This window comes from Salana multivorans (assembly GCF_003751805.1).
In the GTDB taxonomy this organism is placed as follows: Bacteria; Actinomycetota; Actinomycetes; order Actinomycetales; family Beutenbergiaceae; genus Salana; species Salana multivorans.
Map to the genome: position 1 here is coordinate 1665521 of NZ_RKHQ01000001.1, position 11560 is coordinate 1677080.

The window sequence follows — 11560 nt, forward strand, 5'->3', positions numbered from 1 at the left end:
GCCGGCCGGGCCTGAACGGCCGCCGGCCGTTCGAGCTGGGCGACCCGGCCGGACCGCGCCGCGCCGTCCCCGTCGCCGCCGTCGGGGGCCACGGGGCCGGGCCCCCGGCCGTTCGGGTGGGCGCCGGGCGCGCACGGCACCCCGCCGTCCCGCGCGGCCGGGTTCGCGCAGCGGCCCGACCAGCCGCCCTAGAGCGCGAACGTCCCGGCGCTGGGCATGAAGGCGTCGTCGAGGACCAGGCAGGCCGTGCCGATCGCGGCGGCGTCCTCGCCGAACGCGCTCGTCGTCACGCGCAGCGGGACGTCCGGCCCGCGGGCGAGCCCCGCCGCGAGGAGCCCGTCGAGCAGCGGCATGATCGCGTCCGAGACGCGGGCCCAGGTCATGCCGCCGATCGCCACGACCTGGGCGTCGGTGATGTTCGCGATCGTGCGGATCGCGACGGCCAGGCGCGCGGCGGCGCGCTCGATCGTCGCCGTCGCCGCGGGGGAGCCCGCCTCGTACCGCTCGACCAGCGTCGTGAGCATCGGCAGCGCGGCCTCGCGCGTGGCCGGCGCACTCGGGAGCGCCCCGTCGGCCACCGCGTCGGCCAGGATGCCGTCGGTCGACAGGACGCCGGCCAGGCAGCCGCGCAGCCCGCACGGGCAGTGGAACCCGGCCGAGTCGACCGACAGGTGCCCGACGTCGCCCGCGTTGCCGGTGCGGCCGCGCAGGACGCTGCCGCCCGCGACGATGCCGACGCCGACCCCGGTGCTCATGTAGAGGAAGGCGGAGTCGGCCGAGTGCATCGTCGTCCCGGCCCAGCGCTCGCCGACGGCGGCCGCGGCGACGTCCTTGTCCAGGATGACCGGGAGCGATGTCCGGCGGGCGAGCTCCGTCGTGACCCGGACGTCGCGCCATCGCGGCAGGTGCGGCGGCGACACGATCATGCCCCGGCCGAGGTCGACCGGGCCGGGGGAGGCGACGCCGACCCCGACGACCCGGTCGCGCGGGATGCCGGAGGAGGAGACGAGCCGGTCGATCTCGACGGCCATGCCGGCCATCACGTCGTCGGGCTCGGCGTCCCGGTCCAGCTCGCGGGCCGACCGCGCGACCACCCGACCCGCGAGGTCGGCGATGACGTACGTGAGGCCCTGCGGGTCGATGTGCGCGCCGACGGCGTAAGCGCCGGCCGGGTTGAGGTGCAGCGGCGTGCGGGGCTTGCCGCGGCCGTTCGGCTGCTGGCGCTCCCCCTCCAGGAGCAGACCCGAGGCGAGCGCGCGCCGCGTGATGCCCGAGACGGCCTGCTGCGTGAGGCCGGTCGCGCTCGCCAGCTCGACGCGGCTGAGGCCGGACTCCGAGCGCCGGATCGTGTCGATCAGCACGGCGAGGTTGAAGTCGGCGACGCGGGCGACGCTGCTGCCACGCCACGCTGCCGTTCCGCTCATGACCCTCCTCATGCCAACGACGCGGGTCCGCCAAGGGTACCGACGGCGCCGGGACCGCAGGCGAGACGTCCGGATCGGTTGCGGACGCTCTCGCAAAGGTATTACTATTTCTCGCGTACTAAGTATCTCACCAGGCACCGTCGCCGCGGCCCGGTCCTGGCCCACGCCAATGACGGGGTGCCCCATGCGCTTTGACGAGAAGACCCGCTTCGAGGGGCGGATCAGCCGGTTCGTCGAGGAGACGATCACGCCGGCGCTCTATCCGGAACGGATTGCGCTCGACGTGTCCGTCTGGCGCGTGCCGGACGAGCCCGTCCCGTTCGACGAGGCCCGGGCGGCGACGTACGAGCCCTTCGTCATGGGATCCCCGTGGGGCGTCGCGTGGAGCACGGAGTGGTTCCACGTGACGGGCGAGGTCCCGGCGGCCTGGCGCGAGCGCGACCTCGAGGTCGTGGTCGACCTCGGCTTCCACACGTGGAACGAGGGCGGCCAGGCGGAGGGGCTCGCGTATCGTCCGGACGGCTCCATCGTCAAGGCGATCGAGCCGTACAACCGCTACCTGCGGGTCGACCGCGGCACGGAGCGCGTCGACCTCTACATCGAGGCCGCCTCGAACCCGGACGCCGCCGTCCGCGCGGAGGGCGAGCGGTGGGGGAACACGTGGCGGCAGAGCCCGTACACCTCCAAGGAGCACCGTCCGCCGACGCCCGTCTACGTCTTCCGCTCGTGCGACCTGGCCGTGCGCGACCACGAGGTCGCGGCGTTCGCCGCGGACGTCGACGTGCTGTGGCAGCTCGCGCTCGTGCTGCCCGAGACCAGCCCGCGCCGCGCGTCGATCGTCGCCGCGCTCGCGCGCGCCATCGACGTGTGCGACCCCGACGACCTGCCCGGGACCGTCGGCGCCGGGCGTGCGGTGCTCGCCCCCGTGCTCGCCTCCCCGGCGGGCGCCTCGTCGCACACGCTCGTCGCGACGGGCCACGCGCACATCGACTCCGCCTGGCTGTGGCCGGTGCGCGAGACGATCCGCAAGTGCGCCCGCACCTGGTCGAACGTCCTGGAGCTCCTGGAGGAGCACGAGGACCTGACCTTCTCGGCGTCCTCGGCGCAGCAGTACCGCTGGATGAAGGACCACTACCCCCAGGTGTGGGAGCGCATCCGGGCGGCCGTCGCCGACGGCCGGTTCATCCCGGTCGGCGGGATGTGGGTCGAGTCGGACACCAACATGCCGGGCTCCGAGGCGATGGCGCGCCAGTTCGTCGCCGGGCAGCGGTTCTTCCGCGAGGAGCTGGGCGTCACCTGCCCCGAGGTGTGGCTGCCGGACTCGTTCGGCTACTCCGGCGCGCTGCCGCAGATCGCCCGCGCGGCCGGCGCCCGCTGGTTCCTCACGCAGAAGCTGTCGTGGAACGAGACCAACGTCATGCCGCACCACTCCTTCACCTGGGAGGGGATCGACGGCAGCCGCATCTTCACGCACTTCCCGCCCGTCGACTCCTACGTCTCGGCTCTCGACGCCGAGGACCTCGACAAGGCCGAGCGCCAGTACTCGGAGGCCGGTCACGGCACGCGCTCGCTCATCCCGTTCGGGTACGGCGACGGGGGCGGCGGCCCGACGCGCGAGATGGTGGCCCGCGCCGAGCGCCAGGCGGACCTCGAGGGCTCGCCCCGGGTCGTGCTCGGCAACCCGCGCGACTTCTTCGCCGCGGCCGAGGCCGAGCTGCCCGACCCGTCGACCTGGACGGGCGAGATGTACCTCGAGACGCACCGCGGGACCTACACGTCGCAGGTGCGGACCAAGCAGGGCAACCGGCGCAGCGAGCACGCGCTCCACGCCGCCGAGCTGTGGGCCGCGACGGCTGCCGTCCGGGAGGGCGCGCCCTACCCCTACGACGACCTCGAGCGGATCTGGCACGTCGTGCTGCTCCAGCAGTTCCACGACATCCTTCCGGGGTCGTCGATCGCGTGGGTGCACCGGGAGGCGGAGGCCGGCTACGGGCGCGTCCTCGCAGAGTGCGCCGAGATCGTCGACGGCGCGGTCCGCGCCCTCGTCGGCGAGGGCGACCTCGCGCTCGCCGCCAACGCGACGCCGTTCGCGCTCGACTCCGTCGCTCCCATGGCGATCGGGGCTCACGACGCCGGTTCGGGCGCGACCGGCGCGACGTCCGTCGTCCCCGGCGCGGACGGCACGGTCCTGGACAACGGCCTGCTCCGCGTCGTCGTCGACCCCCGCGGTCTCGTCACGTCGCTGCGGGACCTCGTCGCCGACCGCGAGGTCGTCGCGGCCGGCGCGGCGGCGCTGCTCTTCCAGGTGCACGGCGACCGGCCGACCATGTACGAGGCGTGGGACATCGACGCGGCGTACCGCCGCACCGTCGAGGACCTGCGCGCCGCGGACTCGGTCGAGATCCTCGCGCCGGACGCCGTGCGCGTGAGCCACACCTACCGCTCCTCGACCGTCGCGGCCACGCTGCGCCTGCCCGCCGGCGCCCGTCACCTCGACGTCACGGTCGACGTGGACTGGCACGAGGCCCGCCGCCTGCTCAAGCTCGCGGTCCCGGTCGACGTCAAGGCCGACGCCGCGGCCTCGGAGACGCAGTTCGGGCACGTCGTGCGGCCGACCCACACCAACACGACCTGGGACGAGGCGAGGTACGAGACCGTCGCGCACCGGTGGCTGCACGTCGGCGAGGAGGGCTACGGCGTCGCCGTCGTCAACGACTCGACCTACGGCTACGACGTGCGCCGCACCTGGGCCGGTGAGCGCTCGGCCGCCGCGACCACGATCCGGGCGTCCGTGATCCACGGTCCGAAGTTCCCCGACCCCGACTGCGACATGGGCGAGCACACGATGCGCTACCGGATCCTGCCGGGCGCCACCCGCGCGGACGCGCTGCGTCACGCCTGGGACGTCAACCTGCCGACGACCCGGCTCACGGGCGCCCGCGCGGTGGCCCCGCTGCTCGACGTGACGGGGCGCGGCGTCGTCGTGCAGACGGTCAAGCTCGCCGAGGACCGCTCGGGCGACGTCGTCGTCCGGCTCTACGAGAGCGACGGCGGCCGGACGCGGGCCAGCATTCGCGCCGACTTCGAGCACGTCGGCGTCGCGGTGACGGACCTCCTCGAGGAGCCGACCGGCGAGGCCGCCACCGTCGTCGACGGGGCGGTGGAGCTCGAGCTGCGCCCGTTCCAGATCGTCACCCTGCGCTACGCCCGCTGACGGGCGGAGGAGAACCCGTGCGACGCGGCCGACGCGTCCATGACACCCAGGAGGAACCGATGAAGCACCTCAGACGAGTCACGACACTTGCCGCCGCGGTTGCGGCCACCTCGCTCGTCCTCGCCGCCTGCGGCTCCGGCGACGGCGGGGACGGGGGCGACGGTGCGGCCGACGGCCGCGTCACGATCACCGTGTCCGGCCTGCCGGACAACTCCAAGCCGGAGGAGCGCGCGGCCTTCGAGGCCGACCTCGACGCCTTCCGGGCGGCCAACCCCGACATCGACATCACCGCCGTCGAGACGCTCTGGGACCCGCAGACGTTCTCGGCGCAGCTCGCCGGCGGCACGCTGCCGACGGTGATCGACCTCCCGCCGTCGGAGATGAACAGCCTGATCGCGAACGGCCAGGTCAAGGACCTCACCGACGTCGTCCAGGCGAGCGCGACGCTGCGCGACGTGCCCGACGCGATGATGGAGTTCGGCCTCGGCCCCGACGGCCGGTACTACGGGGTGCCGACGTACGCGTACTCGATGGGCCTCATGATCAACCGCGACCTGTTCGAGCGGGCCGGCCTCGACCCCGACGAGCCGCTGGCGACGTGGGACGACGTCCGGGCCGCCGCCAAGGCGATCACCGAGGCGACGGGCGAGGTCGGGTACGCCACCCCCGCGACCGAGGGCTACGCCGGGTGGATCCTCGACTCGGCGCTCCCGGCCTTCGGCGGCGAGATGATGACGCAGGTCGACGGCGAGTGGGTCCTCGACCTGACCGCCCAGCCGATCCAGGACCTCCTCCAGCTCCTGCACGACATGCGCTGGGAGGACGGCTCGATGGGCGTCAACTCGCTCATCACCGACGGCGACATCAACAACATGCTTGCGGCGGGGCAGCTCGGCATGGCCGTCCGCGGCGGCGACGCCTACCAGAACATGACGCTCGTCAGCGGCATGCCCAAGGAGGACTACGGGATGTTCCCGATGCCGCAGACGGCGGACGGTCTCGGCACGGGTGGCGGTGGCCGCGTCGCGATCGTCCGCCCGGACGCGACGGACGCGCAGGCCGAGGCCGTCGTGAGGTGGCTGGAGTTCCACAACTTCGCTCCGTACATGAGCGAGGAGAACGCCGTGGCGTGGGCGACCGCGCGCGACGCCGAGGGCCTGCCCGTGCCGGAGGTCGGCCTGCCGCGCGTCACGGGTGAGGTCATGGCGAGCTTCATGGGGTGGATCGACCCGTACGTCAACGTGCCGATGCCGCAGATCCAGACCTACCTCGACTCGGCCGACACGCTGACCATCCACGGCGGGCCGCCCTACGCCGCCGGCGAGATCTACGAGTCGTTCGCGCCCGTCATCCAGGCCGTGCTCGGACGCGAGGACGCCGACATCCCGGCGCTCCTGCAGACCGCGCAGGACACCTCGATGCCCGCCGTCGAGGCGGCGCTGCCCGACTGAGGCCGCGCTCCCGCGGTCCGGCGCGGTTGCGCCGGGCCGCGGGACGGCCGGTCCCGACCCGGGACCGGCCGGTCCCGTCCCGACACGGAAAGGAGGCTCGACGATGACCACGACCGACGCGCCGCGCCGCGGCACGCCAGCGGCGTCCATCGTCCGGTGGGTCAGGGGCGGCGGGCTGACGACGTTCGTCCTCGCGCTCCCGATGATCATCGGGTTCACCGTCTTCGGCTGGTGGCCGATCACGCGGGGCGTCATCCTCGCGTTCCAGCGGACCAACCTCATCACGACCCAGTGGGTCGGTCTCGACAACTTCCACCGCGTGTTCAGCGACCCCCTGCTCTGGCAGGCACTGCAGAACACCGCGCTCTACGCGCTCATCGCGATCGTCATCGGGTTCCCGATCCCCCTGCTCGCCGCCGCGACCATCTCGGAGATGCGCGGGCGGACGCGCCAGCTCGGCTCGATCCTCGCGTTCCTCCCGGTCGTCGTCCCGCCGGTCGTCGCGATCCTCCTCTGGCGTCGCTTCTACGCCCCGGACGAGACGGGCCTCATCAACACGCTCCTCGGCAAGGTCGGGCTCGGGCCGGTCGGCTGGCTGATCGACCCGCGCTGGTCGATGCTCGCGCTCGTCGTCGCCGGCATCTGGGCCGGGGCCGGGTCGACGATCATCATCTATCTCGCCGCCATGGTGACGATCGACCGCGAGCTGTACGACGCCGCCGAGGTCGACGGGGGCGGCATCGCGCGCAAGGTCTGGCACATCATGCTGCCGCAGCTGCGCGGCACGCTCCTGGTCATGCTCCTGCTCCAGATCATCGGCGTGTTCCAGGTCTTCACCGAGCCCTACCTGCTGACCGGCGGCGGTCCGGAGAACCGGACGCTCATGCTGCTCATGCTCGTCTTCCGGCGGTTCCAGGCGGGTGACTACGGGGTGGCGTCGGCGCTGAGCCTCCTGCTCGCGGGCGTGCTCGCGCTGCTGTCCTGGGTGTATCTGCGCGTCACGAGGAGGTGGGCGTCATGAGCGCTCCGGTGAACGGGACGACCGGTCGCGCCGCGGGTGCGGCACGACCCCCGCGGCGACGGCGCGGTGCCGGCGAGGCCGAGGAGCGGACGCTGATCTCCGCCAACGACCTGCGCCACCCCGGCACGCGCGCGTCGGTCCTGTCGTGGAAGGCCCTCTTCCTCGCGATCCTCGTGCTGGTCGGCCTCTACCCCCTGTTCTGGCTGGTCGTCGCGGCGACGTCGACGTCCCAGGACACGCTGCGCGACCCGCTCGGGCTGTGGGGCCAGGGCTTCCACCCCGGGAACCTCGTCGACGCGTGGAACAAGGTCCAGATCAACCTCTACACGGCGAACACGTTCATCATCGCCATCGGCACGACGTTCTTCATGCTGCTCGTGACGCTCACGGCGGCCTACGTCCTCGCCATCCTGCGCCCGCGGTACGCGGCCTTCCTCGACGCGGCCATCATGGCGACGCTGTTCATCCCCGGGATCATCTCGCTGGTCCCGCTCTACCTGACGATCATCGACCTCGAGATCATCGACACGTGGTGGGCGGTGTGGCTCCCCGGAGCGGTGAGCGCGTTCAACGTCCTCATCGTCAAGCAGTACCTCCAGACGATCCCGGCGGAGCTGTTCGAGGCGGCGAAGATCGACGGGACCGGGCCGATCCGCGTGCTGTGGCACATCGTCCTGCCGCTCGCGCGCCCCATCATGGGCGTCGTGGCCCTGCTCACCTTCATCGCGTCGTGGCGCGACTTCCTCTGGCCGCTGCTCGCCCTGCCCAGCCCGGCGAAGCGGCCGCTGTCCGTCGCGCTCAGCCTGGCCGAGCGCAGCACCGACCTCAGCCTCGCGATGGCCGCGATGCTCATCGCGACGATCATCCCGATCGTCCTGTTCCTGGTGTTCCAGCGGCAGTTCCTCTCCGGCGTGAGCGCGACGGGATCGGTGAAGGGATGACCATCCGGTTCGAGGGGGAGGAGCGACTGGAGCGCTGCGTCCCCGCCGCGCTGCGCAACCTCCTCGAGGTCAACACCGTCCCCGGCCGCGGCCCGGAGGAGCCGGCGAGGTTCCTGCGTGCGGGCGGCGGCTACGCCGAGCCGTGGACCCGCGACGCGGCCGTCAACTCGTGGTTCGCCGCGAGCTGGCTCACGCCCGACGTGGCGGAGGCGACCCTGCGGATGGTGTGCGAGGACGGTCCGGACGGCGCCGTCGTCGCCCAGGACGACCAGTGGTGGGACCACGTCGTCTGGGTGGTCGCGGCGCACCGGCACGCGCTGCTCACCGGAGACCGCGCGTTCCTCGGGTGGGCCGAGGGCGTCGCCCGGCGCTCGCTCTCGATCGCCCGCGCCGGCCGGTACGTGGCGCGGTTCGGGCTGTTCCGGGGGCCGGCCGTCATGGCGGACGGCATCTCCGGGTACCCGGTGGACGTGGTCGAGCCCGGCAACGAGTCGTCGTTCGTGCTCGACCACCCCCGCGCCCACGACGTCCTCTGCCTCTCCACGAACCTCGTCCACGCCGCCGCCTACCGCGCCCTCGGCGCGATGGCCGACGCCCTCGGCGGGGACGGTGCGGCCGACCGGGCGATGGCCACCGACCTGATGCGGGCCGTCGAGAAGCTGTTCTGGACGGGCACGGCCTACGGGTACCTGCTGGTGCCCCGGGGCGATGACCCCGCGGACGCCCGCCTCGACACCTCGCAGGAGGCACTCGGTCTCGCCCTCGCGCTGCTCACCGGCCACGCCAGCGGGCCACGCGCGCTCGACCTCGTCGCCCGGACGCACCGGGAGCCGTTCGGCGTCGTCTCCGTCTGGCCGCACCTGCAGCTGTTCTCCGACCGCCACCCGGGGCGGCACAACACCGTCGTGTGGCCGTGGATCACCGGTGCGTGGGTCCAAGCGGTCGCTCACGCCGGCGACCTCGACGCGTTCGGGGCGGAGCTCGACGGCTTCCTGCGGCTCGTCGCCGCCGGCGGTCACGCCTACCCGGAGGTGCAGAACGCGCGGACGGGTGCGGCGGACGGCGGGTGGCAGTCGGACGCCGGGTGGCGCGGCGACTACCTGCCCGGCATCGGCCGGGCGTGGGCGTCGGAGCCCGACCAGACCTGGTCGGCGACGGCGCTGCTCGGCGTGCTCGTCGAGTCGCTGCTCGGGCTGCACCCGGGGGCCGCCGGCATCCGCGTCGCCCCGCGGCTGCCGGCCGGCATCGACCGGCTGCGCCTGTCCGGCCTGCGGTACGGGTCCGCCACGCTCGACGTCGAGGTCCGCGGCACGGGTGATCGTCTCGTCGACCTCGTGGTCGACGGGACGCCCGTGGACGTGGCGGCGCCCCTGCTGCCCGCCGGCCTGCGTGACGGGGCGCCGCGCGCCGTCGTCGTCACCGCCGTCGTCAACGGCTGACGCGACCTCACCCCCCGACACCCGACCCCTTCCTCACCCCAACCCGACCACCGCCGGAGGACGCGATGCTCGACCTCGACCACTGTCTCGGCCTCGGCGAGACCGCCGTCGCCGGCACCATCGAGCGGCGCACGGCCGAGCGCCTCGACGCCGCGGTCGCGCGGTGCCGGCTCACCGTCCGCGTGCCGCACGGGACGCCGACGCGGGTGACCGTCAGCGACGTCCCGACCGCGCGCCTGACCCTGCCCCCTGGCCGGTGGAGGGCCGACTGGTTCTCCTCGCACTGGGGCGACGAGTTCTACCCGCGGGGCCGGGCCGTCGGGTCGGAGCCGCTGCGCCTGGAGGTGCGGGCGGGGCGCGGCTCCAAGATCGTCCACCCGTGGCTGTGCCTCACCTCGCCCGAGCACGGCGCCGTGGTCGTCTCGCCGGCCTGGAGCGGCAACTGGGTGATGACGGTGACACCGACGGGTGACGGCGGACTCACGGTGACGGCGGGCATCAGCCCGTGGAAGTTCGCCCGCGCGGTCAGCGCGGAGCTGCCCTTCGTCGCGCCCGACGTGATCCTCGCCCGCGGGACCGACCGGTTCGACGCCGGGGCCGCGCTGGCCCGGGCGGTCGGGCGGTGGGTCGCGCCGACATCGGCGTGGAGCCAGCGGGTGGCGACGGCGTGGAACCACTGGTGGCCCTACGAGGACGCCGAGATCGACCATGCCCGGTTCGTCGAGAACGCGGGGATCGCCGCGCGGCTCGGCCTCGACGTCGCGACCTGCGACGCCGGCTGGTTCGGCCGGCCGGACGCCGGGACGTTCTGGGAGCGGGAGCGCGGCGACTGGGACGACGAGAACACCGAGCGGTTCCCGGCGGGCCTGTCGGGTCTCGCGGAGTCGGTGCGCGCGAGCGGCATCGAGCTCGGCGTCTGGATCGAGGCCGAGGCCGTCGGCGTCGATGCCCGGGTCGGCCTCGCGCACCCGGAGATCCTCGCCCGCCGCGACGACGACCCGCCGGTGGGCGGCGTTCCCTCGCGTCCCGCCTGGCAGCTCGCGCGCGACGGGGTGCTGCCCCCGCAGGAGATGCCTGACCCGGACCACCCCGCCTGGCTGGGCTACGTCTGCCTCGGCTCGCCCGCCGGGCGCGAGCACGTCCGGCGCGTCGTCGAGCGGCTGATCGCGCGGACGGGCGCTCGCTGGATCAAGTGGGACTTCAACCTCGACCCCGGCGCCGGCTGCTCCCGCGTCGACCACGGCCACGACGCCGGCGACGGCCTGTACGAGCACTACCGCGGCCTGTACGCGCTGCTCGACGAGCTGCGCTGCGCCCACCCGGAGGTGCTGTGGGAGGCGTGCTCGTCCGGCGGCCTGCGGATCGACCTCGGCCTGGCCGCCCGCTTCCACACCGTGTTCCTGTCCGACCCGGACTGGACCGAGTTCCACCTCCAGCTCCTGTGGGGGGCGGCGCAGCTCCTGCCGGCCGCGTCGATCTTCCACTTCGCCGAGTCGCAGTGGCGCGGCTCCCACGGCAGCCAGAACCTCGACCCGGCCACGCTCGACGTCGCGACGCTCGACCTGGGCCTGCACGCGGTGGCGCTCCACCGGCACGCGGTGTCCTACCGGCTGCCCGATCTCTCGCCCGAGCTCCGCGACCGGCTGGCCGCGCACGTGGCGACGCACCGGGAGCACGCCCTGCCGCTGATCGCCGCCGGCGGCGTCGTCCGCCCGCTGACCGACCAGCCGATGCGCGACGGCGGGGGCGAGCGCTTCCCGGCGTTCCAGCTCGACGCCGGGGGCGCCGGGCCGGTGCTCCTCGTCGCCGTCCGGCTCGACGGTGGGACCGCGCGCCGCGTCGTCCGGCCCGTCGGTCTCGACCCGGCCGCGACCTACGCCGTCACGGCGCTCGGGCCGGGCGAGGATCCCGGCGTCGGCGGGACGAGGGCCACCGGCGCGAGCCTCATGGCCGACGGGCTGGGGGTCGCCGCGGACGGCCCGGCCCGGTCCTGGCTGCTCCGGCTCGACCGCGTCACGCCCTGAACGTCCCGACCGGCCCGACCGGCCCGGCGCCCAGCCCGCTGGCCAT

Annotated in this window: 7 protein-coding genes; 6 read left to right on the forward strand and 1 reads right to left on the reverse strand. The window is 73.9% G+C overall.

Annotated elements, in window-relative coordinates; all coding sequences use genetic code 11:
- Nucleotides 1-188: 188 nt before the first annotated feature.
- A complete protein-coding gene (locus tag EDD28_RS07335) occupies nucleotides 189-1424 on the reverse strand; it encodes an ROK family protein (protein WP_170169384.1) in 1236 nt (411 codons plus the stop codon).
- A gap of 184 nt (nucleotides 1425-1608) precedes the next feature.
- Between EDD28_RS07335 and EDD28_RS07340 the strand changes: the two genes are divergently transcribed.
- From EDD28_RS07340 to EDD28_RS07365, 6 genes are all read left to right on the forward strand, one after another.
- The gene (locus EDD28_RS07340) at nucleotides 1609-4638 is read left to right on the forward strand and encodes an alpha-mannosidase (RefSeq protein WP_123739008.1); all 3030 of its coding nucleotides are present in this window, start codon (nucleotides 1609-1611) and stop codon (nucleotides 4636-4638) included.
- A gap of 59 nt (nucleotides 4639-4697) precedes the next feature.
- Nucleotides 4698-6089 carry an ABC transporter substrate-binding protein gene (locus EDD28_RS07345; protein ID WP_123739009.1) on the forward strand — a complete coding sequence of 464 codons (1392 nt, stop codon included), beginning with the start codon at nucleotides 4698-4700 and terminating at the stop codon, nucleotides 6087-6089.
- A gap of 103 nt (nucleotides 6090-6192) precedes the next feature.
- A complete protein-coding gene (locus tag EDD28_RS07350; protein ID WP_123739010.1) occupies nucleotides 6193-7110 on the forward strand; it encodes a carbohydrate ABC transporter permease in 918 nt (305 codons plus the stop codon).
- Nucleotides 7107-8051, forward strand: a complete 945-nt coding sequence (locus EDD28_RS07355; protein ID WP_123739993.1) for a carbohydrate ABC transporter permease — start codon at nucleotides 7107-7109, stop codon at nucleotides 8049-8051. Before EDD28_RS07350 ends, EDD28_RS07355 begins: the two co-directional genes overlap by 4 nt.
- Complete coding sequence (locus EDD28_RS07360; RefSeq protein WP_123739011.1) at nucleotides 8048-9490, forward strand: glucosidase family protein; 1443 nt, start codon at nucleotides 8048-8050, stop codon at nucleotides 9488-9490. The genes EDD28_RS07355 and EDD28_RS07360 overlap by 4 nt, the downstream gene beginning before the upstream one ends.
- A 65-nt stretch (nucleotides 9491-9555) precedes the next feature.
- On the forward strand, nucleotides 9556-11514 hold the full coding sequence (locus tag EDD28_RS07365; RefSeq protein ID WP_123739012.1) for an alpha-galactosidase: 1959 nt from the start codon (nucleotides 9556-9558) through the stop codon (nucleotides 11512-11514).
- Nucleotides 11515-11560 lie beyond the last annotated feature (46 nt).

Bases quoted from the DNA above. Each gene is read 5' to 3' on its own strand.
- EDD28_RS07365 (WP_123739012.1), top strand. From the start codon at position 9,556: ATGCTCGACCTCGACCACTGTCTCGGCCTCGGCGAGACCGCCGTCGCC.
- EDD28_RS07360 (WP_123739011.1), top strand. From the start codon at position 8,048: ATGACCATCCGGTTCGAGGGGGAGGAGCGACTGGAGCGCTGCGTCCCC.
- EDD28_RS07345 (WP_123739009.1), top strand. From the start codon at position 4,698: ATGAAGCACCTCAGACGAGTCACGACACTTGCCGCCGCGGTTGCGGCC.
- EDD28_RS07335 (WP_170169384.1), bottom strand. From the start codon at position 1,424: ATGAGCGGAACGGCAGCGTGGCGTGGCAGCAGCGTCGCCCGCGTCGCC.
- EDD28_RS07355 (WP_123739993.1), top strand. From the start codon at position 7,107: ATGAGCGCTCCGGTGAACGGGACGACCGGTCGCGCCGCGGGTGCGGCA.
- EDD28_RS07340 (WP_123739008.1), top strand. From the start codon at position 1,609: ATGCGCTTTGACGAGAAGACCCGCTTCGAGGGGCGGATCAGCCGGTTC.
- EDD28_RS07350 (WP_123739010.1), top strand. From the start codon at position 6,193: ATGACCACGACCGACGCGCCGCGCCGCGGCACGCCAGCGGCGTCCATC.